This is a genomic window from Leucobacter chromiireducens subsp. chromiireducens, from assembly GCF_016758255.1.
Classification (GTDB): Bacteria; Actinomycetota; Actinomycetes; order Actinomycetales; family Microbacteriaceae; genus Leucobacter; species Leucobacter chromiireducens.
The window spans coordinates 420,352-441,838 of sequence record NZ_QYAD01000002.1 but is presented as its reverse complement, the minus strand read 5'-3'; the positions used below and the strand labels follow the sequence as shown (position 1 = coordinate 441,838).

The 21,487-nt window shown below is 67.5% G+C and carries 19 protein-coding genes; 12 read left to right on the top strand and 7 right to left on the bottom strand.

The genetic code is table 11. From position 1 onward, the window contains the following. The first annotated feature begins 65 nt into the window (after positions 1–65). Positions 66–1,496, top strand: coding sequence for an amino acid permease (locus D3226_RS08060; protein ID WP_202382007.1), 1,431 nt, complete (start codon positions 66–68; stop codon positions 1,494–1,496). 170 nt (positions 1,497–1,666) lie between these two features. Next, positions 1,667–3,097 carry an amino acid permease gene (locus tag D3226_RS08055; protein WP_202382006.1) on the top strand — a complete coding sequence of 477 codons (1,431 nt, stop codon included), beginning with the start codon at positions 1,667–1,669 and terminating at the stop codon, positions 3,095–3,097. Positions 3,098–3,153: 56 nt separating this feature from the next. On the opposite strand, the gene D3226_RS08050 is transcribed toward D3226_RS08055, so the two are convergent. Both D3226_RS08050 and D3226_RS08045 read right to left on the bottom strand, forming a co-directional pair. After that, positions 3,154–4,566, bottom strand: a complete 1,413-nt coding sequence (locus tag D3226_RS08050) for an MFS transporter (protein ID WP_202382005.1) — start codon at positions 4,564–4,566, stop codon at positions 3,154–3,156. Positions 4,567–4,629: 63 nt separating this feature from the next. After that, the gene (locus D3226_RS08045) at positions 4,630–5,517 is read right to left on the bottom strand and encodes an arginase family protein (RefSeq protein ID WP_202382004.1); all 888 of its coding nucleotides are present in this window, start codon (positions 5,515–5,517) and stop codon (positions 4,630–4,632) included. A gap of 115 nt (positions 5,518–5,632) precedes the next feature. On the opposite strand from D3226_RS08045, the gene D3226_RS08040 reads away from it, so the two are divergent. Then, the gene (locus D3226_RS08040; protein WP_202382003.1) at positions 5,633–7,189 is read left to right on the top strand and encodes a PucR family transcriptional regulator; all 1,557 of its coding nucleotides are present in this window, start codon (positions 5,633–5,635) and stop codon (positions 7,187–7,189) included. Here D3226_RS08040 and D3226_RS08035 read toward each other — a convergent pair. Further along, a complete protein-coding gene (locus D3226_RS08035; RefSeq protein ID WP_202382002.1) occupies positions 7,186–8,415 on the bottom strand; it encodes an acyl-CoA dehydrogenase family protein in 1,230 nt (409 codons plus the stop codon). The two genes, D3226_RS08040 and D3226_RS08035, sit on opposite strands and share 4 nt — an antisense overlap. A 168-nt stretch (positions 8,416–8,583) precedes the next feature. Between D3226_RS08035 and D3226_RS08030 the strand changes: the two genes are divergently transcribed. From D3226_RS08030 to D3226_RS08020, 3 genes are all read left to right on the top strand, one after another. After that, a complete protein-coding gene (locus D3226_RS08030; RefSeq protein WP_202382001.1) occupies positions 8,584–9,282 on the top strand; it encodes a TetR/AcrR family transcriptional regulator in 699 nt (232 codons plus the stop codon). Positions 9,283–9,321: 39 nt separating this feature from the next. Further along, a complete protein-coding gene (locus D3226_RS08025) occupies positions 9,322–10,017 on the top strand; it encodes a FadR/GntR family transcriptional regulator (RefSeq protein ID WP_202382000.1) in 696 nt (231 codons plus the stop codon). A gap of 115 nt (positions 10,018–10,132) precedes the next feature. Further along, a complete protein-coding gene (locus D3226_RS08020; RefSeq protein WP_202381999.1) occupies positions 10,133–11,386 on the top strand; it encodes an alpha-hydroxy acid oxidase in 1,254 nt (417 codons plus the stop codon). A gap of 143 nt (positions 11,387–11,529) precedes the next feature. Here D3226_RS08020 and D3226_RS08015 read toward each other — a convergent pair whose 3' ends face one another. Then, on the bottom strand, positions 11,530–12,594 hold the full coding sequence (locus tag D3226_RS08015) for a phosphotriesterase family protein (protein ID WP_202381998.1): 1,065 nt from the start codon (positions 12,592–12,594) through the stop codon (positions 11,530–11,532). Continuing rightward, the gene (locus tag D3226_RS08010) at positions 12,591–13,922 is read right to left on the bottom strand and encodes an aminotransferase family protein (RefSeq protein ID WP_202381997.1); all 1,332 of its coding nucleotides are present in this window, start codon (positions 13,920–13,922) and stop codon (positions 12,591–12,593) included. Before D3226_RS08010 ends, D3226_RS08015 begins: the two co-directional genes overlap by 4 nt. 122 nt (positions 13,923–14,044) lie before the next feature. On the opposite strand from D3226_RS08010, the gene D3226_RS08005 reads away from it, so the two are divergent. Next, positions 14,045–14,713: a GntR family transcriptional regulator gene (locus D3226_RS08005; protein WP_202381996.1), complete on the top strand. Its 669-nt coding sequence runs from the start codon at positions 14,045–14,047 to the stop codon at positions 14,711–14,713. 36 nt (positions 14,714–14,749) lie between these two features. On the opposite strand, the gene D3226_RS08000 is transcribed toward D3226_RS08005, so the two are convergent. Continuing rightward, positions 14,750–15,715, bottom strand: coding sequence for a LysR family transcriptional regulator (locus tag D3226_RS08000; protein ID WP_202381995.1), 966 nt, complete (start codon positions 15,713–15,715; stop codon positions 14,750–14,752). A gap of 105 nt (positions 15,716–15,820) precedes the next feature. Between D3226_RS08000 and D3226_RS07995 the strand changes: the two genes are divergently transcribed. Genes D3226_RS07995 through D3226_RS07975 form a run of 5 tightly spaced genes read left to right on the top strand, consistent with a single transcriptional unit; the run spans position 15,821 to position 21,031 of the window. Continuing rightward, positions 15,821–17,179, top strand: a complete 1,359-nt coding sequence (locus D3226_RS07995) for an MFS transporter (RefSeq protein ID WP_202381994.1) — start codon at positions 15,821–15,823, stop codon at positions 17,177–17,179. Next, complete coding sequence (locus D3226_RS07990; RefSeq protein ID WP_202381993.1) at positions 17,163–17,855, top strand: CoA transferase subunit A; 693 nt, start codon at positions 17,163–17,165, stop codon at positions 17,853–17,855. The genes D3226_RS07995 and D3226_RS07990 overlap by 17 nt, the downstream gene beginning before the upstream one ends. Continuing rightward, a complete protein-coding gene (locus tag D3226_RS07985) occupies positions 17,839–18,495 on the top strand; it encodes a 3-oxoacid CoA-transferase subunit B (protein ID WP_202381992.1) in 657 nt (218 codons plus the stop codon). Before D3226_RS07990 ends, D3226_RS07985 begins: the two co-directional genes overlap by 17 nt. Before the next feature lie 47 nt (positions 18,496–18,542). Further along, a complete protein-coding gene (locus D3226_RS07980; RefSeq protein ID WP_202381991.1) occupies positions 18,543–19,832 on the top strand; it encodes an ArgE/DapE family deacylase in 1,290 nt (429 codons plus the stop codon). Positions 19,833–19,834: 2 nt separating this feature from the next. Continuing rightward, positions 19,835–21,031: a thiolase family protein gene (locus D3226_RS07975; protein ID WP_202381990.1), complete on the top strand. Its 1,197-nt coding sequence runs from the start codon at positions 19,835–19,837 to the stop codon at positions 21,029–21,031. On the opposite strand, the gene D3226_RS07970 is transcribed toward D3226_RS07975, so the two are convergent. Continuing rightward, positions 21,028–21,453, bottom strand: coding sequence for an ArsR/SmtB family transcription factor (locus D3226_RS07970; RefSeq protein WP_202381989.1), 426 nt, complete (start codon positions 21,451–21,453; stop codon positions 21,028–21,030). The two genes, D3226_RS07975 and D3226_RS07970, sit on opposite strands and share 4 nt — an antisense overlap. Between the last annotated feature and the right edge of the window lie 34 nt (positions 21,454–21,487).

The following is a 21,487-nucleotide window of genomic DNA, read 5'->3' as shown; positions in this document are numbered from 1 at the left end:
CAGGTCACCCTTCGAATACCAGCGCCTTATCCGGGCGCGCCAAGAAACCCACACAAGGGAGTGTCATGTCCACAACAGCAACCACCTCACCGAGCGGTGAGATGCAGCGCGGCCTGAAAAACCGCCACCTGCAGCTCATCGCCATTGGCGGGGCGATCGGTACGGGGCTGTTCCTCGGTTCAGGCAAGCTCATCAGCGTGTCCGGCCCGGCGATCATCTTCGTGTACATGGTGATCGGCTTCTTTGTCTTCTTCATCATGCGTGCCCTCGGCGAGCTGCTGCTGTCGAACCTGAACTATCACACGTTCGGGGACATCGCGAAGGACATGCTCGGCCCGTGGGCTGGCTTCTTTGTGTCGTGGAACTACTGGTTCTCGTGGGTCATCGCGTGTGTGGCCGACATCATCGCGATCACTGCGTACGTGCAGTGGTTCAACCCCGAGATCCCGAGCTGGTTGCCGGCCCTCATCACGGCCGGAGTGCTGCTGATCCTCAACCTGCAGCCCGTGAAGTGGTTCGGCGAGACCGAGTTCTGGTTCGCAATCCTCAAGATCGTCGCGATCCTCAGCCTGATCGCGGTGGGCCTCATCCTCGTGATCACTGGTTTCACGAGCCCCGAGGGCACGCAGGCCTCCTTCGCGAACCTGTGGGAGCACGGCGGCATGTTCCCGATGGGCGCCTCAGGCTTCGTGCTCGGCTTCCAGATGGGCATCTTCTCCTTCATCGGCGTTGAGATGGTCGGCACCGCGGCGGCCGAGACCGAGAACCCGCGGAAGACCCTCCCCAAGGCGATCAACTCGATCGTGCTGCGCATCCTCATCTTCTACGTGGGCGCCCTCGCGATCATCATGAGCGTCACCCCGTGGAACCAGATTGAGGCTGACAAGAGCCCGTTCGTCACGACGCTCGCCCTCGCGGGCTTCGGCCTCGCGGCGGCGGCGATCCAGCTCGTGGTGCTCACCTCCGCCGCGTCGAGCGCCAACGGCGGCCTGTACTCGGGCACCCGCATGCTCTTCGGCCTCTCGAAGGACGGCCACGCGCCGAAGTCGTTCGCGCTCACCGACTCGCGTGGGGTGCCCCGTCGTTCGGTGTTCTTCACCGCGGTGTTCCTGTTCGCCGCAATCCCGCTGCTCTTCGCCGGCGACGGCGTTGTGGCCGCGTTCACCTTCGTGTCGTCGATGTGCGCCACGATGATTCTCTTCACCTGGGGCTCGATCGTGGTGAGCTACATTGTGTACCGCAAGCGCTTCCCCGAGCGCCACGCCACCTCGGGCTTCAAGATGCCCCTCTCGCGGATCATGCCGTGGGCCGTGCTCGCGTTCTTCGTGTTCATTGCCGGCACGCTGCTCTACGGTGAGGACACGCGTCCGCCGTTCCTCGCAACGCCGATCTGGTTCCTCCTCCTCACGGTGCTGTGGCAGCTGCGCAAGCGGAAGCTGCAGCGCGAGGGCCGCCCGCTGACCGCGGCGATTCCGCTGCCGGACTCGGAGGACTGAGCCAGTCTCACTTCCACGCGGAGAACTTCGACATCTCTGATTCGATCCCTCAGGGGTCCACTGAGATATCGAAGTTCTCCGCGTATGTGCGTTGTTTCGCACCCGCCGAGCCGACCGCCCCGCGCGCGGCTCGCTACAATCGGAAACCTACCCTCGGGATGGGAGTTCACATGAGCGGCACCGCTCCTGGCGCGCACGAAGAACTGCAGCGCGGCCTCACCAATCGTCACCTCCAGCTGATCGCCATCGGCGGCGCAATCGGCACCGGTCTGTTCCTCGGCTCGGGCAAGGTCATCAGCCTCACCGGCCCGTCCGTCCTCTTCATCTATGCCGTGATCGGCTGCATGATGTTCCTCCTCATGCGCGCTCTCGGCGAGCTGCTGCTGTCGAATCTCAACTACAAGACGTTCGGCGACATCGCGAAGGATCTCATTGGCCCGTGGGCGGGCTACTTCGTGTCGTGGACGTACTGGATCACGTGGGTGGTCATCTGCGTGGCCGACATCATCGCGATCACGAGCTACGTCTCCTACATCAACGCGTCGATCCCGCCGTGGTTGCCCGCGCTCATCACCGCAGCCGTGCTTATGGTGCTGAATCTGCAGCCCGTGCGGTTCTTCGGCGAGTTCGAGTTCTGGTTCTCCCTCGTGAAGATTGTCGCGATCCTCGCGCTTATCGCAACCGGCATCGTGCTGCTCGCAACCGGTTTCCAGAACCCCGACACCGGCACGCAGGCGGCGCTCTCGCACCTGTGGGATCACGGCGGCATGTTCCCGTTCGGCGCGAGCGGCTTCCTGCTCGGGTTCCAGCTCGGCATCTTCTCCTTCATCGGCGTAGAGCTCGTCGGCACCGCCGCCGCTGAGACGAAGGATCCGCACCATAACCTCCCCCGCGCGATCAACTCGATCGTGGTTCGTGTGCTCATCTTCTACATCGGTGCGCTCACGGTGATCATGGCGATCACGCCCTGGGATCGTCTCGATCCGGATCAGAGCCCGTTCGTCACGACGTTTGCCTACGCGGGTTTCGGGGCCGCCGCATTCGCCATCAACCTCGTTGTGCTGATCTCCGCGGCCTCGAGCGCCAACTCGGGCTTCTACTCGGGCACACGAATGATGCACGCGCTCGCGCACGATGGTCATGCACCCAGCGGATTCGCGCTGACCGACTCGCGTGGGGTGCCCCGGCGCGCGGTGTTCTTCTCCGCGGTCTTCGTGTTCTCCGCCGTACCGATTCTGCTGCTCGGTGACAGTGTCATCGAGGCGTTCACCTTCGTTACTTCCGTCGCTTCGACGTTCATTCTCTTCATCTGGAGCATGATCGCGATCTCCTTTATTCAGTACCTGCGGAAGTACCCCGAGCGCCACGCAAGCTCGGCGTTCAAGACGCCGCTCCCCCGGGTCGTGCCCTGGATCGTGCTCGCGTTCTTTGCGTTCATTCTCGTGACGCTGTTCCTCGCGGAGGACACGCGCCTCCCGCTGCTCTTCACGCCCGTCTGGTTCATCGCGCTTGCGGTGAGCTGGCAGTTCACCAAGCGGCGACTGCTGCGCAACGGGCAGCCGCTCACCGCGGCAGTCGACCTGCCCGGCACGGGCGCATAGAACGACTCCACCAGGCACCACCTGAGGGCCCCGCGCACGCGGGGCCCTCAGGCGTTTTAGCGCCCGGCTGCGACGCGCGCCGTGTGCAGCTGGTGCGCTTCCAGTTCGGTCTCGACGTTGGGCTCGGATCCCTCGAGCGGCAAGCCGGCCGTCTCTGGGATGAGGCGGATCGCGATCAAGCCGATCACCGACATGCCCATGAGGTAGAACGCGGCCGCCGCTGGGTTCCCCGTCGCACGCACGAGCGTGTCGATGACGAGCGGAGCCGTGCCACCGAAGAGAGCGATCGAGATGTTGTACGAGACGCCGAGACTCGTGTTCCGGGACGCGGTCGGGAACAGCGCCGGATAGGTGGACGCGAGCGTGCCCATGTAGAGCGCGACCGGGATCCCGATCAGCGCGAGACCCGAGATGATCGCAAGCGGCGCGTCAGACCCGATCAGCATGAACGCGGGGAAGCTGAGCAGCACGATCCACACCGCGGCGGCGGTGAGCACCGGCTTTCGGCCGACGCGGTCGGAGAGCATCCCCACGAACGGCATGAGGCACGCCATCAGCAGCATCAGTGGCAGTGAGAACAGGTTGCCCTGCACCGCATCGTGTTCCAGCACGGTCGACAGATACGTGGGCATGTACGAGGTGAACGCGTATCCCGCCGTGTTCGCGGCGGCCACGAGCAGGATGACGAGCAGCATGGGCCGCCAGTTCGCAGCGAAGACGCGCAGCGGGTTGACCCGAATCGCGGCCTGACCTGTTGCGGCCTGCTCCGCTGCGAGAGCTGCAAAGTGCGGCGACTCTTCGACCCGCATTCGCAGGTACACCGCGACGAGACCGAGCGGTCCGGCGATCAGGAACGGCACGCGCCAGAGCCCCTCTTCCATCGCCGCCTGGCCGAACATGACCTGCATGGCGGTGACGATCGCGGCGCCCAGCACGAAGCCAAGGTAGCTGCCGCCGTCCAGGAAGGCCGCGTAGAAGCCCCGCTTCTTGTCCGGCGCCGACTCCGTGATGAACGTCAGCGCGCCGGTGAACTCGCCGCCCGCGGAGAAGCCCTGCAAGATCTTGAGGGCGACGAGGAGCACGGCGGCCAGCGAGCCGATCGCCGCGTGGCTGGGCAGGAGCCCGATGAGGAACGTGGCGACCGCCACGAGCGTGAGCGTGAGGAAGAGCACGCGCTTGCGCCCGATCTTGTCCCCCAGCCAGCCGAAGAATAGCCCGCCGAGCGGCCGGAACAGGTACGTGCTGGCGAAGGTGCCGAGCATGAAGATGACCTGCGTTGCACGATCGGCGTCGGGCAGGAAGACCGGGCCGAGGGTCACAATGAGGTAGCCGAAGACACCAACGTCGTACCACTCCATCACGTTGCCAACGAAGGTGCCGCGCACGGCTCGTCGCAGCTCCTGTTTGCGGACCACGTTGATGGTCCCGGTGTCGAGGCGCGCGCTCGTCGCGTCGCTTCCTATCGTCATCGCATTCACTCCTTTGTTCATGGTCTCACGGTGTGCGTGGCGGCGGGGCCGCGGCCACACGCACTACTTCGCCGCGGCCTCCTGGCCGAACACCGCGAAGTAGTAGCAGAGGTATGCCGCGAGCGTCGCGGTCATGTCCTGATGGTCGGTCATGGGGTTCACCTCGGTCACCGCGAACGAGTCGCAGTGTGGCGCGAGGGCCGCAATCGTGTCGATGGCCTGGCGCGACGTGATGCCGCCGGGCTCGAGTGCGCCGGCGCCGGGGGCGTGCGCGGGGTCGATCGCATCGATATCGAAGGAGAGGTGGACGTGCTCGGCGCCGGCGATCCGCTCGAGAATCCGGGCGATAGCTCGTTCGGTGCCGATCTCGGCGAACTCCGCCGCGGTGATCCGTGCCAGGCCGGAGTCCGCGAGGTAGTCGTGCGAGGACGGGAAGTTGAAGTGGCGGAGGCCCACCTGAATGCTGTGCTCCGTGCTCGCACGCGGCAGCTCGAGCGAGCGTCGCATGCCGCTCGACTGGCTGTGGGTGCCCTGCTGCACGTTCTCATCCATCACATCGAGGTGCGCGTCAAAGTGGATGACGGCCACTGAGCCGCTCGTAGCGTCGTGGAGTCCCTGCGTTCCTGCGAACAGGAAGCAGTCGTCGCCGCCCAGCAGGATCGGCACATGTCCTGCACGCACGCTCTCGCTCACGCGCTCGCTGGTACGAGCGAGGGTGGTCATCAGGTCGTGCGCGACGACGGCGGCGTCACCCCCATCGTGGATCACAGGTGCCGCGTGAAGCTCCCCCGTCTCGAGCGAGAACACGCGTCCGTCCTCCACGCGCTGCGTGATCCACCCCAGCGCGTGACGAATGCGCTCGGGCGCGAATCGCGAGCCCGGAAAGCCGAGGGTGGATGCACCGTCGAACGGGGCGCCAATGAGCTCAAAGCTGCGTGCGGATGCGGACATGGTGGGAACTCCTCGTGCTGGTGATGCGTTGTGTGTTCCAGCTTGGCGACTCCTCTCGGCATCCACCATCACGGTTTGCGTGAAGTATTCGAACACACTCACTATCATCGTGAACATGGCCCCCACGCTCGCCGATCTTCTCGCAGACCGGTCCCTCGCGCTCAGCTGCGCCGCGGGACATCACCTCCTGCACCGCTCCGTTTCTCAGGTCCACGTCGCAGAGATCCGAGATCCGAGCCCCTGGCTCGCTCGCGACCTGCTCCTCCTCACGACCGGCCTCGTCGAGCGCACGAGTGAGGAGCTGGATCGATACTTCGTGGCGCTCGCGGAGCGGGGTGTCGCCGCGGTCGGCTTTGGCGTCGGGCTGATCGTCGAGGAGATCCCCGCAGACTGGCTCCGCGCCGCGGATGCGCACGGAATCCCACTCCTGCGCATTCCCCTCTCCACGCCGTACATTGCCGTCTCCGAGTTCGTCGCTCGCCGACACGCGGACCGCCAGCTCGATCAGGTGCGGCACATGCTGGAGGTGCAGCAACGGCTCGCGTACACGGATGCCACCCCTGAGCAGCAGGAGCAGGGGCTCGAACGGCTCGGTCGCGAGCTCGACGCCGCCGTCCTGTGGGCCGCGCCGGGCGGGCTCAAGCAGCTTGCGCCCGAGCACGCGCGGCTCGACCCTGCTGAAGTTCAGGCCGTGGCGACCGAGCTCTCCCGGCACGTGGCCTCAGGTCGCACCGCGGCGAGCGCGTCGATCGGCCCGCTCTACCTGCACCTCGCGAGCACGGCGGGCTCCCCGATCGCCGTCGTGCGACGCCGTCGATACACCCCGCTCGAGCAGGGTCTCATTGGCTCGATCGCCACCTTCATCGACCTTTCGCGCGACACCGTGGCCCGCACCGGGCTCGCGGCCTCACTCCGGGAGCAGCTGATTGCCGAGGCGGTCTCCGGGCGCATGAGCGCGGACCCGCGACTCTTCGAGCTACTGTCTCCCGGCGCCGCCCGGTGCACCGTCGCGTTCTTCGGCCCGGCCACGCACGCGGGGGCACGCGCACGCAGGGAACCCGCGGCGGGCCTGCTCCTGAAGGCAGCGCTCGCCGCGGAGCTCACTGTCGGCGTGCCCGCCGCAACGCCGCTCCTTGCCCCCACCGAGGATGGCTTCTTCGTGGTGCTGCCGGCCACCCAGGCGGGCCCCGCTGCGGACGCAATCGACCGCTTCATCCGTGCGGAACGCGGGGCGCTCGCCGAGTGGCGGGCCGGGGTGAGCCGCACCGGCACGCCAGCCGACACACTCGAGCTGTGCGAGGAAGCACGGCGCGCGCACCGCGCTTCCGCGGGCCACCCCGAGCTGCGCGCGCTCACCACCGCACAGCTCGGCACCGAGGACGCGCTCTCCGACTGGCTCCTGCGCAGCGAGTCGCCTCCCGTGTTCAGCGAGTGGCAGGCCCGGCTCGACGGGCTCCCCCAGGCACACGGCGAACGCGTGCGCGAGGCGCTGCACGCATTCCTTGCGGCGAATGGTGCACTCGAGCGCGCCGCCGAGACGCTCGGGGTACATCGGCAGACGCTGAACTCCCGCCTGCGCGACGCAGAACGTCTGCTGGGCGTCGCGCTCGACTCGCCCACGGAGCGCGCGCTTCTCTGGCTCGCATTCGAAACGCGCGCGCTCCCGCGCTAGGCGAACGCCGAGAGGCCCGTGATCTCGCGCCCGATAATGAGCGCCTGCACGGTCTCCGTACCCTCGTACGTGTGCAGCGCCTCGATGTCGGCAAAGTGCCGCGCCGCCCGGTTCTCGAGCAAGATGCCGTTGCCGCCCAGGAGATCGCGCGCATCGCGAGCCATGTCGCGTGCGGTGCGGGTGGCGGTGTACTTGCCGAGCGAGGCACCGGGGCCCGAAAGCTCGCCGCGCTCCTCCGCCTGCGTGAGCTGCATCAGCAGCGTTTGCAGCCCCGTCAGCTTGCTCAACATCTCGGCGAGACGCGCCTGCACGATCTGGGAGGCCGCGAGCGGTCGGCCGAACTGCACGCGCTGCTTCGCGTAGTGCACGGCGGTCTCGTACACCGCGGTGGCTTGCCCCAGCGCGGCCCACGCCACGCCCAACCGCGTCGCCTGGAGCACGCGCGAGGTGTCCTTGAACGAGTTCGCCCCGGGCAGCTTCGCATCGGCGTCGACCCGCACACCGTCAAGCTCGATTTCCGCCTGCCAGATCGCGCGGAGCGACACCTTCCCCTCGATAGTGCTGGCGCGGTAGCCCGGCGCGTCTTGCGGAACCAGGAAGCCCTGCACTTGCCCGTCGTCGCCTCGCGCCCACACTACGGCGAGGTGGCCCACGCTGCCGGAGCCGATCCACTTCTTGTGGCCGGTGATCACGAAGCCGCCGTCCGCTGCGGTCTCAGCCCGGGTCTCGAGGCTCACCGAGTCCGAGCCGTGCGTGGGCTCGGTGAGCGCGAACGCGCCGAGCTCGGTTCCACGCGCGAGCGGGGCAAGCCAGCGCTCGCGTTGCGCGTCAGACCCACACCACGCGACCGAGCGCAGGGCAAGGCCGCCCTGCACGCCAACGATCGTGGCGACCGAGCCGTCTCCGCGGGCGAGCTCCATCGTGGTGAGGCTTGCGGCGAGGAGACTCTGCTCTGGGAAACCGGGAACATCGACGCCATCGCGAAGCAGATCGAGCTCGCCCAGGCGCGCGGCGAGGTGGAGCGGGTACTCCGCGCGGTCCCAGATGCCGGCGATCACCGGGCGCACCTCATCTTGCACAAACGCGCGCGCCCGATCCCGGTATGCGCGGACATCTTCAGGAATATCGCGGAAGACCCCGGCGACATCGGGATCCAGCGGCTCCCACAGCTCGTATTCGGGCTCCTGCGTACCCTGCGGGGTGGGGCCGGTTCCAGGCTTCGACATGACGACGTCCTCTCCGCACCGCCTTGGTGCCTGCCCCCGAGACTGCCTGAGACGCGGTGCCAGGTCAAGCACCACCCGGCGCCGTCTCGGGTTCCCACAATTCGTGAAGCCCGATCCCAATCAATTGAAACGGAGTCCCACAACCGGGATTTGTGCTAGCTTCGGCGTATGAGTTCGAAGGCAGTGCGTCAGGCCACGGCACCCGCGAGCGCGGCCGCGGCGATCCGGCGCCTCGCCGAGCGAGGGTATGAAGCGACCACCGCGGAGGACCTCGCCGACGCTGTGGGTATGAGTCGGAGTACCTTCTTCCGCCGGTTCGGAAGCAAGGACGACGTGATCTTCGCCGATCACGATCACGCACTCGCGCAGCTCGATGCGTTCCTCGGAAGCACGCAGCTGCCGCCGGGCGAGGCGCTGGTGCAGGGAACCGCAGACGTGCTGCGCCTCCTCACTCGCGACCCGGAGGCCGCGCAGCTTCGTTTCGAGCTCATGCGACTCACCCCCGCGCTGCGGGATCGCGAACTGATCATCACCCACCGCTACGAGCGCGTGTACACGCGGTTCATCCGCACGGCCACCCCACACACGACCCCCGACTGGGTGGCACCCGCACTCTCCGCCTCGCTCGTCGCGGTGCACAACGCCACCCTGCGCGCCTGGCTGCGCGGCAGCGTCACGGACGCCGCAGGTGAGGTCACGCAAGACCTCCGCCGCGTCGCCGGACTGTATGCACCCTGGCTCGATCCGGCTGGCGCCGGCACCCCGCAGCGCGTGGTCGTGGCGGTGTACGACGCGATCGGTTCGCCGGACGCGGTCCTTGACGCGGTCGCCGCGCAGCTCACCCAAGGCCAGTCCGCGCGCGCATGAGCGGCGCGACCGACGCGCTCGACTGAGATAATCAGCACCATGAAAGCCCACGAAGTCGTGATGAACTGGGTCACCTCCGAGCTCGCGAGCGGACGACTCCACATCGGCGACCACCTCCCTGGGGAGCGCGCACTCGCGGAGACGCTGCAGGTATCACGGAGCTCGCTTCGCGAGGCGCTGCGCGTACTGGAGGCGCTCGGCACGATCACCACCGCGACCGGTTCCGGCCCACGCTCGGGCACCATCATCACTGCCGCGCCAGAGCAGGCATTCGCGCTCTCCCTCAACCTCGAGCTTGCGACGCAGCGCGTCGAGCATGAGCACGTCGCCGAGACGCGACTGCTTCTCGAGAGCTGGGCCGCGCTGCATTCTGCCCCTGAACAGGTGGACCAGGCCGCCGCGGGGGCGCTGCTCGATCGCATGGATGAGGCCGGCTTGAGCGTGGAAGAGTTCCTCGCGCTCGACGCAGAGTTCCACGCGACCCTCTCTCGGGCAGCGGGGAATCCGCTCATCAGCACCCTCATGGATGCGCTGCGGCTCGCCATCGCGGATCACACCGCCGAGCTGGCGCGTGCGCTCCCCGAGTGGACCCGCACCGCCGACCGGCTCCGCGCGGAGCACCGCGCCATTCTCGCTGCGCTCGCGGGCGGCGACAGCGTGGCTGCGGGCGATCTCCTGCGGGAGCATATCTCGGGGTACTACGCGGAGACCACCGCAGCGACGCGCACGCCCTAGGCTTCGCCGCAGGCTTGACGCGTTCACCCGTTGCGGCCTACACTTCATGTGGTCGGACCACATGGCCCGACCACATGAGGCGCGGCGAACGCCCACCTCACTCGATTGGAGTCCAATGGTGCAGCGCCAGTTCCCCCGCCCCGCGGAGCTCTTCGAGCTCATGCGATTCAAAGCCCCCGAGCTCAACGGCAAGAAGCGCCGCCTCGACCGAGCGCTCACCACCTACGATCTGCGCCGGATCGCCCAGCGCCGCACTCCCAAGGCTGCTTTCGACTACACGGATGGAAGCGCCGAGGCCGAGATCTCACTGGCTCGCGCACGTCAGGCGTTCGAGGACGTCGAGTTTCACCCCGACATTCTGCGCCCTGCCAACAATGTCGACACGTCGATCGACATCTTGGGCGGCAGTTCCGCGCTCCCCTTCGGCATCGCGCCGACCGGTTTCACCCGACTCATGCAGACCGAGGGCGAAATCGCTGGCGCCGGAGCCGCGGCCGCCGCGGGCATCCCGTTCACGCTCTCCACGCTGGGCACTACCTCCATCGAGGACGTGCGCGCAGCAAACCCGAATGGCCGCAACTGGTTCCAGCTCTACGTGATGCGCGATCGCGACATCTCCTACGGGCTCGTCGAGCGAGCCGCCGCGGCCGGGTTCGACACCCTCATGTTTACGGTCGACACCCCGGTCGCCGGCAACCGCATGCGCGACACGCGCAATGGCTTCTCCATCCCGCCGCAGCTGACGGCAGGTACGATCCTGAACGCGATCCCCCGCCCCTGGTGGTGGTTCGATTTCCTCACCACACCGAAGCTCGAGTTCGCCTCGCTGTCCACCACGGGCGGCACCGTCGGCGAACTGCTGAACTCGGCGATGGACCCCACCATTTCCTACGAGGATCTCGAGGTTATTCGCGAGCTCTGGCCCGGAAAGCTTGTGGTGAAGGGCGTGCAGAACGTTCCGGACGCCGTGCGACTGGTCGAGCGCGGGGTTGACGGCATCGTCTTGTCGAACCACGGGGGGCGCCAGCTTGACCGTGCCCCCATTCCGTTCCACCTCCTGCCGGGCGTGGTGCGCGAGGTGGGGCGCGATGCCAACATCATGGTCGACACCGGCATCATGAACGGCGCGGACATCGTTGCCTCCGTCGCACTGGGCGCGAGCTTCGCGCTCGTGGGACGCGCGTATCTGTACGGGCTCATGGCGGGTGGCCGCGAGGGCGTCGACCGCATGATCACCATTCTGCGGAGCGAGATTGAACGCACGATGACCCTGCTCGGGGTCTCGTCACTCGAGGAGCTCGAGCCTCGGCACGTCACCCAGCTGACCCGCCTCGCCCCGGCCCCGGTGGCACCGCCCGAAGAGGCGTAGCCCCGCACACAGCCGGGAGCTCCACGGAGCTTCCCGGGCGGTGTGGCCGCGCGCGCACGCGGCCACACCCCACTCGCTCCCAGCGCCCTTCCGGAACCGCCCACCCGGATGGGCGCTGGGTTATTTCACGCGCCTGAACTATTTCACGCGCTTGGGCTGGCTCGCTTCTTCGGAGTGCCGGCTGCGCCGCTCTCCGAGGGAGCGAGGTACCGGGCCGGGTTCTCGACCATCATCGAGCGGAACTCGTCCTCGCCGATTCCTGCAGCGAGTAGCGCGGCGCGGAACTCGCCCATGACGAGCCCGAAGCCGGGCCCGCCATTCGCCTGCAGCAGCGAAGCAACGCACACGTCGTGCGCGAGGAGGATCCGGTCGCGGTGGCCGGCGCGCACCAGCGCGAGCACTTGGGCGACGCGGTGCTCAAGCGCGGCGGGTGCCGTCGAGTAGATCGTGTCGATGCCCACGTAGTGGCCGCGAGCCGCGAGCTCCACCGCGTAGTCAACGCTCGGCACGGTGTCGACGTGCCCGATCGCGATCTTCTCGGGCGCGACGCCGCACGAAACGAGCAGCTCCGACTGTTCGACCCCCACCGTCCAGCGCGCCGCGTGGGTGTACACGGGCGCACCGGTCTGCACGCTCGCCGCAGCAGCAGCACGAAACACCTGCTCCTCGACCTCCGAGATGAACCACTTGTCGGCACCCACCTCACCAATCAGGCCAGCCCTGATCCCAGTATCCGCGAACCCCACGGTGAGGTCGTGCACCATTTCAGCCGCGAGCCCCGCAACGCCGAGCTCCGCGATCAGCTCGGGGTCAAGAAACGGATCGCGGTAGCGCCCGGTTCCGAGCACCACGTGCACCCCGGTCGCCTCACTTACCCGCCTGACGGCCTCGACTGCTCGCGGGTTCCGCGTTTGACCGGCCCGGCGTGCGTCAAAGCTCCGCTCTGAGTCAAGCGTCGAACCCGGGGTGAGCTCCGCGGTGGTCAGGTCGAAGATCGCACCCCCGCCCTGCTTCGCAAATACCGCGAGCTCACGGGCCATGAGCGCCTCGTCGTGGAGGAGCCCGTCGCCGCGGCGCTCCGCCATCAAATTGATGAAGAGGTGCTCGTGCGAGAGCACGGGACCGAGACTCGACAGCGGCACGGGCCCACGCGCGGTCTCCACACTGCCCGGCGCGACGGCTGACCGCTTCTGCGCTCCCCCGCTCACGCGTTCGGCAGCCCGAGCTCGCGCTCGAGCGCGAGGAGCGTATCGTCGAGGATCTCGAGAATCCGATCGACCTCGTCCGCGGTGACAATCATGGGCGGGCACACGAGGAAGTGATCTCCGGACCGCCCGCCGCGCGTGCGGCGGGAGTACAGGATGAGGCCGCGCTCGAAAGCGAGTTCCACCATGCGCTCGTGCGCGTTGAGCTCGGGGGCGAGGGGCTCCATGGTGTCGCGGTCTGCAACAAACTCAGCGGCAAGCAGCAGGCCCTTCCCGCGCACGTCGCCAATCACGGGGTGGCGGGTGGCGAGCTCACGGAGCCCCGCCATGAGGCGGTCCCCCATGTCGCTCGCGTTCCCCAGCAGGCCGAGCCGGTCGATCTCTTCGAGCACCGCAAGACCCGCCGCGCTCGCGAGCGGATTGCCCGCATACGTGTGACCGTGCGCGAAGCCCCCCGAGGAGAGCACCGGCCCCACGATCCGCTCCGGCGCCACCATTGCGCCGAGCGGCGCGTACCCCGCGCCGAGTCCCTTCGAGAGCGCCACGATGTCGGGCTGGCACCCCCAGTGGTCGCCGGCGAGGTACTTGCCAGTGCGCCCCGCGCCGCTCATCACCTCGTCATGGATGAGCAGGATCCCGTAGCGATCGCAGATCTCGCGGATCCGGGCGTAGTAGCTGTCCGGAGCGACCAACGCTCCCGTGGTTGCCCCACCCACGGGTTCCATGATGAACGCGAGCACGCTCTCGGGCCCCTCGGCGAGGATCTTCGCCTCGAGCATGTCGGCGTAGCGCAGGCCCCGCTCGGCCATCGTCAGCCCATCGCGATCGAGGTACGCGGTGGGGGCCGGGATCTTTGGCATCTCCGTCATGAGCGGAAGGTAGTGCTGCGTGAGCAGGTCGTAGCCGGTCACGGAGAGGGCGCCGAGCGTGGAACCGTGGTAGCCAGGGAAACGAGAAATGATCTTCCAGCGCTCGGGCTGCCCCGTTGCGACCGCCCACTGGCGCGCGAGCTTCAGTGCGGATTCGACGGCCTCTGAGCCCCCGGATACGAAGAACACCTCTTCCAGCTCGGCAGGCAGCCGCTCGGCAAGCGCAGTGGCGAACCGCTCGGCCGGCTCGTTCTCGAACTGCAGCCGGTACAGGAACGTGGCCTTGTCGAGCTGCTCACGCATCGCCGCAAGCACCCGCTCATTCGAGTGGCCGATGTTGACAACCATCGCGCCGCTCGCGCCGTCAATCACCTGCCTGCCGTCCTCGTCCCAGATGTACACCCCCTCGGCGCGAGTGCCGATCGGGCGGCGGCCCTTGGCCTGGTAAAAGAGGTTCGACATGCGCGGTCCTTTCAGATTCACCAATGAAGTGCGGTAGTTCTGGATCACACTATGTCATAAATTGTGATCACAAAATGACACCATGGGTGATCTCCCGCGAACATCTCTGATTCAATGGAGCCATGACCGCGGCAGATACGACACCACCCGGCGGCCTCGAAGACGAGGCGTACGCGGCACTCCGCCACGAGCTCATCGCCGGCGGCTTCGCACCCGGCGACCGCCTCTCAATCCGCGGCGTTGCCAGTCGCCTGGAGCTCAGCCCCATGCCCACGCGCGCGGCGATCCGCCGCCTCGTGAGCGAGCGAGCACTCGACACCACCGCCGCCGGCACCGCGGTGGTGCCCCGCCTGAGCCGCGCCCAGTTTACGGAACTCACTGGCCTCCGCGGGAAGCTCGAGCCGCACGCGCTCACCATCGCGGCACCGCTCCTCACTCAGCAGCAATTCGGCACGCTCGAGCGAACACTCGCACAGTTCGAAGCGGCGAAGCTCGCAGGCGACCCCGTGGGAACCCAGCGCGCCGACACCGAGTTTCTATTTACGGTCTTCCGCGCGGCGGACTCCCCGCTACTCCTCAGCTTTATCGAAACCCTGTGGCTGCGACGCAGCCCACTGTTCTGGGAGGCGCGCTGGGTGCTCCTCGGCACCCGATCACTCCACGCGCGGCACGCCGACATCCTCACGGCGCTCCGAGCAGGCGACACGCAGGGCGCCGCGCTCGCACTCGCGGCGGACATCGAGCACACCGCTCAGGTACTGTTGACCGAGCACCCGTTCGACGACGCTTAGCAGGGCGATCAGGCACCTCCGGGGGGCGGGCCCTCGCTAGCGATAACTCCGCTCGGCGAGCGGCACTTCCGCGATGAGCCGCTGGAGTTCAGCAAGGAATGTCCGCTCCGCCCGATCGAGCGCCCGCTTGGGCTGGGTCACCAGGCAGATGTCGGTCTCGTGCAGCTCACGCTCGGGCAGCACCGGCCAGAGCAGTCCGGCGTCGACATCCTCGCGGGCAACGTGGAGCGGCAACGCGCCAATCCCAATCCCCGCGATGATCATGCGGCGGACCTCGAGCAGGTTCGCGGACACCGCGCGAGGCTCCGCTTCGAGGTTCGCGCGCTCACGCAGCTGACGCACATGGAACAGCGGCCCATTCTCGGCCTCCGTCTGAAAAGAGACGGCCGCCTGGCCGGCAAGCCGCTCGGGCGCAATGCCTTCCTGCCCAAAGAGTGCGTGCGTCGGGCCACAGAACAGGCCGAAGCGCTCCCGATAGAGCACCTCGTGCGCGAGGCCGGCGTCATCACCGCGAAGCAGACACAGCCCGAGCGTGGCAGTGCCCTGCCGCACCCGACTCACAACCTCCGCGCTGTCCGTCACCGTCACCGTGAAGGTCGCCTCGGGATACGCCGCGGCGAACGCGGCAAACGCGGCATCGTAGTGCGGCGACACCACGTGACTCGTGGTCGCGATCGACACATGCCCAGAGACGACACTGCCTGACGCCGCGAGCAGATTGGGGATCCGGGCGACGGTACCGAACATCTCGCGGCTCTGCGCATAGAGCGCTTCGCCCGCGGCGGTGAGCGTGAAGTGGCCGGGGCGTCGATCCAGCAGGCTCTGCCCGAGCGTGGACTCAAGGCGCTTGAGTGCGCTCGATACGGTCGGCTGACTCACGCTCATGAACTCAGCGGCGCGAGTGACCCCCTCCTGCTCCACCACCACCACGAAGGTGCGGAGCAGGTTCCAATCGAGGTTCCACACGAAGCGCTGCTCATACGGCCGCATAATAACCTCCATTAATAATCACAATGATCAACTATGCACGAAACTGATAATCTCGGTCAAGTGTTCACCCCCGGGTGTTCTGTCCCGTTTCATCGCATCAAAGGAGATCCGAGCTCCATGTCCTCCTCGCAGCCCTTCAGCCACCGGCGTGCACTCCGCGCGGGCTTCGCCTCCTTCGTCGGCACGGCGATTGAGTTCTACGACTTCTACGTTTTCGCCACTGCCGCGGCGCTCATTTTCGGGCCGTTGTTCTTCCCGGAGGTGGAGCCCGCACTTGGCGTCCTTGCGTCCTTCGCCACCTACGCAACCGGCTTTCTTGTGCGCCCGCTCGGCGGAATCATCTTCGGCCACATCGGCGACCGAATCGGGCGTCGCCAGTCGCTCGTACTGACGCTGCTGCTCATGGGCATCGCGACAATGGCAGTCGGCTTCCTCCCGACCTTCGCGACCGTCGGCTTCGCCGCACCCATCATGCTGGTGGCGCTTCGCGTGCTGCAGGGCCTGGCCGTCGGCGGCGAATGGGGCGGCGCGGTTCTCATGGCCGTCGAGAACGCCCCCGAGAAGTACAAGTCCTTCTACGGCAGCTTCCCCCAGCTTGGCAACCCGATGGGAGCGCTCCTTGCCTCGGGCATCTTTGCGCTCCTCACACTGGGCGGCCAAGAATTCATGCTCGATTGGGGGTGGCGCATCCCCTTCCTGCTGTCGGCCATCCTCATTGGCGTTGGCTTCTGGGTGCGGCTCAAGGTCGAGGAGACCCCCGTCTTTGCCGAGGCGCAGGCGCGGCGAAGCGAAGCAGCACAGCCCGCTGAGCTCCCCGCGAAGCTCGCCTTCAAGCGGAACTGGCGCGCCATTATCATCGGCACGGGCCTCATCGCCATCTCGTCTGGCGGCTACTACATCATGACGACGTTCGCGACGGCCTACGCCACCGGCGAGACCGTGGGCCTCGATCCGACGCTCGTCTTGAATGCCATGACCTTCGCATCGTTCTGGCACTTGCTCTCCACCCTGCCGCTCGGCATCGCCGCTGATCGCTGGGGCCGCAAGCGGGTGATGGCGATCGGGCTCGTCGTGTCGGTTGCCGCCGTCATCCCCACGTTCCTCGTGATGGGCCACTCCACTTGGCTTCTCTTTGCGCTGCTCGCCCTCGTTCGCGTCACCATGAACGCGACTTGGGCACCCCTCGCAGCGATCATGTCGCAGATGTTTGATGCGGACTCCCGCCAGACCAGCCTCTCGATCGCCTACAGCGCCGGCTCGGCACTGTGGGGCGGTCTCTCCCCGCTCATCGCGACCGGGCTCTTCATCGCCACCGGCAGCATCTGGAGCGTCATCGCGTTCTACGTGTTCCTCACCGTCGTTGCGCTGGTGTGCCTCATTCTCGCGCCGCAGCTGCGTGACGAGGTCCTCGAAGCCCCCGCCCAGGCAGCCGCCGATACCGAAACGGAGCAGGATCACCATGCCACTGCCCACTAAACACACGAGCGCGGTGGACGCCATCGCGGAGATTGGCGATGGCGCAACGGTGATGCTCGGCGGCTTCGGCGTTCCCGGCACCCCGTTCCACCTCATTGCGGAACTTGTGCGGCGCGGTCCGCGCGGCCTGACCATCATCAAGAATGACGCGAACGAGGCCGGCATGGGCGTTGATCTCCTGCTCGAAAACGACCAGGTGGATCGCCTCATCGCCACGCACATCGGCCTCAACGCCAACGCGATGCGGCGAATGAACTCGGGCGAACTTCAGGTCGATTTCGTACCGCAGGGCATCTTGGCTGAGCGCATTCGTGCGGCGGGATCCGGGCTGCTCGGGATCGTGACCGATATCGGTATGGGCACCGAACTCGAGCGGGGCACCGAGCACGTCACCGTGGCCGGCGCGCCAGGGCTCTTTGCACCTGCGCTGCGCGCGGACTTCGCACTCGTGCATGCCGCAGAGGCGGATCCGTTCGGCAATCTCCGCTTCGCGGGCTCGGCCCGCAACTTCAATCCGCTCATGGCCATGGCCGCCGACCGCACCATCGTCGAGGCGGAGCGCGTCGTCGGATTCGGTGCGATCGCTGCAGAAGACGTGCACCTCCCCGGCGCATTCGTTGACCATGTCACCCCCATCACGAATCTGCCGGAGGTCTACCATGTCGTTCAGCGCTAAGCAGCGGATGCTCGCCCGCGCCGCGGCAGACATCGCTCCGGGGATGACCGTGAACCTCGGGATCGGGCTGCCCACGCAGGTCCTCGCACACCTCGACCCCGCGCTGCCCGTGTGTGTGCACTCCGAGAACGGAATCGTCGGCGCGGGTCCGGTCTCCCCCGCGGGCACGGAGGATCGCACTCTGATCGACTCGGGCGGCGCGTACTTGAGCCGCCTCCCAGGGACGTCGTTTTGCGACAGCTCGGTGAGCTTTGCCATCGTTCGCTCCGGACGGCTCGACCTCACGCTCCTCGGCGCGTTCCAGGTGGCCGCGAACGGGGATCTCGCGAACTGGCGCATTCCCGGGAAACTCGCCCCCGGTGTCGGCGGCGCGATCGAACTCGCGCAGAAGGCCCGCCGCGTCGGCGTGATCATGACACACGTCGACCGCGCGGGTGCCCCGAAGATTGTCGAGGCCTGCACGCTGCCGCTCACGGCCCGCGGTCACGTCGGCAGAATCTACACCGACCTCGCCGTCATCGACGTCACCCCCGCAGGGCTCGCGCTCGTCGAGCTCTCGGAAGACGCGTCGGTCGCTGACGTGCTCACCGCCACGGCGGCGCCGCTCTCAGTGCCCGAGGGCCCGCTCCCGCGGTTCTAACTCTGCTTTCCCTCTTTCCCCGCGTCCCTCTCCCGAAAGGAGTTTCCGTGGATCTCACACCCACCACCATTCGCACCGCGGTCGACCGACTCTTCGACCGAGAGGTCGAGTTTCTTGCCGAGCTCGTGCGGCACCCCTCGCTTCGGGGTGCCGAGCGCTCGGCGCAAGATTTCATGGCCGCAGAGCTCACCGAGCGCGGCTTCGAGGTCGACCGGTGGGAGGTGCGCACCGAGGACATCGCCGAGCTGCGCGGTTACTCCCCCGTGGAGACGCCCTACACCGACGCACCGAATGTCGTGGGCGCGCTCCGCAGCCGAACCCGCACCGGCCGCAGCCTCATCGTGAACGGGCACATCGACGTGGTTCCCACCGGACCCCGCGAGATGTGGGCCCACGACCCGTTCGCCCCCGAGGTGTCGGGCACCTGGCTCTCCGGTCGCGGCGGTGGCGATATGAAGGCGGGGCTCGCGTCAAACCTCTTTGCGGTTGAGGCCCTGCGCGAACTCGGCATGCGCCCCGCGGCCGACCTGTTCTACCAGTCGGTGGTTGAGGAAGAGTGCACCGGCAACGGTGCGCTCGCCTGTCTGCAGCGCGGGTATCGCGCGGACGCTGCGCTGATCTCTGAGCCGTTCAGCGAGCACCTCGTCTCCGCGCAGGTGGGCGTGCTCTGGTTCCAGGTACACCTCCGCGGCCGCCCCACCCACGTCGCATACGCGGGCAGCGGCGCAAACGCCATCGAGGCGGCGTTCCCACTCGTCACGGCGCTGCACGAGCTCGAAGCGCAGCGGAACGCCCCCGAGCGCCGACACCCCGAGTTCGCCGAGCAGGCGCACGCGCTCAACCTCAATATCGGCAAAATCGTCGGCGGCGACTGGGCGAGCTCCGTCCCAGCGTGGTGCAGTTTCGACGCCCGCATGGGAGTGTTTCCGGGCGAGGATCTTGGTGAGCTGCGCGCGGCAATCGAGGAGACGATCAGAACGGCCGCTGCTGCGCACCCCTTCCTGGCGAACAGTCTGCCGGAGATCACCTACTTCGGGTTTGCTGCCGAGGGCTACGCGCTTGCCGATGACACGAGCCCTACCGCGCTCGCCGCGACAGCAAGCCTCGCCACGGCCCATGCCGAGGTTGCCGGCGCACCGCTCGAACACGAAGCCATTACCGCAACGACGGACGCCCGATTCTTTGGCGTGTACGCAGACACCCCGGCGCTCGTGTACGGGCCAAAGGCCGAATCGATTCACGGCTTCGATGAGCGGGTAGACCTTGAGTCGGTACGTCGCGTCACCCAAGCGACCGCACTCTTTATTGCCGACTGGTGCGGCCTGGAGGAGATGTAGCCATGACCGAGCAAGCAGTAATTGTCTCGACCGCACGCACGCCCATCGGCAAAGCCTTTCGCGGCTCGTTCAACACAACACAGGTGCCCGTGCTCGCCGGCCACGCGGTCAGCGCGGCGGTTGCCCGCGCCGGGCTCGCCGGCGCGGAGATCGAGGACTTCACTCTCGGCTGCGCACTGACGCAGGGGTCCGCGGCCGTCAACGTCGCGCGCCACACCGTGTTCGCCGCGGGCCTCCCCGACGAGGTCCCCGCCGCAACCATCGACCGCCAGTGCGCCTCGGGCCTCAGCGCGATCGCCACCGCCGCAAATCAGATTCGCGTGGGCGAGGCTCGCGTCGCCCTCGCAGGCGGGGTCGACAGCGTGTCACTCGTGCAGAACAGTCACTGGAACGATCACGCGTTCCGTGTCGCGAGCGTCCGCGACGGGTACTACCTCAGCATGCTCGACACCGCCGACTTCGTTGCGCGGCGCTACGGCGTGAGCCGCGAGGCGCAAGACGCGTACGCGCTCCTCAGCCAGCAGCGCACGGCCGCGGCACAAGAGGCCGGCGTCTTCGCCGATGAGATCGTGCCTGTCGATGCGCTCCGTCGGGTCGTGGATCGCGCCACCTCAGCGGAGCACGAGGAGCTCGTCACCCTCACCCACGACGAGTGCAACCGCCCGGGCACCACGGCGGCGGGGCTTGCGGGCCTCCCGGCCGTGCTCGGTGGGGATTCGACGGTCACAGCCGGGAACTCTTCGCAGCTCTCCGACGGCGCGGCGGCCGCGGTGCTCATGTCGGAGACCGAGGCGAGCCGCCGCGGCCTCGCGCCGCTCGGCGCGTTCCGTGGCATGCGCTCCGTGGGCCTCGCCCCGGAAGAGATGGGGATCGGCCCCACGCTCGCCATCCCAGCCCTACTCGCGGATCACGGGCTTGGCATCGAAGACATCGATCTGTGGGAGATCAACGAGGCTTTTGCCGCGCAGCTCGTTGCCTGCCGCGACCGCCTCGGCATTCCGGACGAGAAGCTGAACGTCAATGGTGGCGCAATCTCCATCGGCCACCCCTACGGCATGAGCGGTGCCCGCATGGTGGGGCACGCCCTGCGTGAGGGGCGGCGGCGTGGAGCTCGGTACGCGGTGGTGAGCATGTGCGTGGGCTGGGGCATGGGCTCAGCCGCGCTGCTCGAGATCTTCCCGGACGCCGCGCGCGCCTAATCCCGCGCGGCGATCGCGTGAGCGGCGGGAGCTCCCGCGGGGGTTCCCGCCGCCGCACCCGCGAACCGAGGTGCGCGGGGCGGGCGTCGCTCGTCGGACTCGCCCGCGAGCGTGCCGTCCGGCGCAATGTGGCTGAACATCTGGGCCACCACCGCGAGGATGTGCGGATCCTCGACCCGGTAGAGCTGTCGGCGACCCTCTCGCCGCGCAGCGACGATGCCGGCGGCCCGGAGTTTGGCCAGGTGCTGACTCGTCGCTGGCACGGCGGCACCCGAGAGTTCCGCGAGCGTCGACACGTCATACTCGCCCGATGCAAGCAGCCACACAATGTGCAGTCGGTTCGGGGTCGACAGCATGTCGAAGGTGCCGGCCGCAGCGGCGAGCTGCGCCGGGGTCACGGCGGGCGCTGGGTGTTCATCCATACCTCTATGATCCCGTGTTCTGAGACTTGCGCAA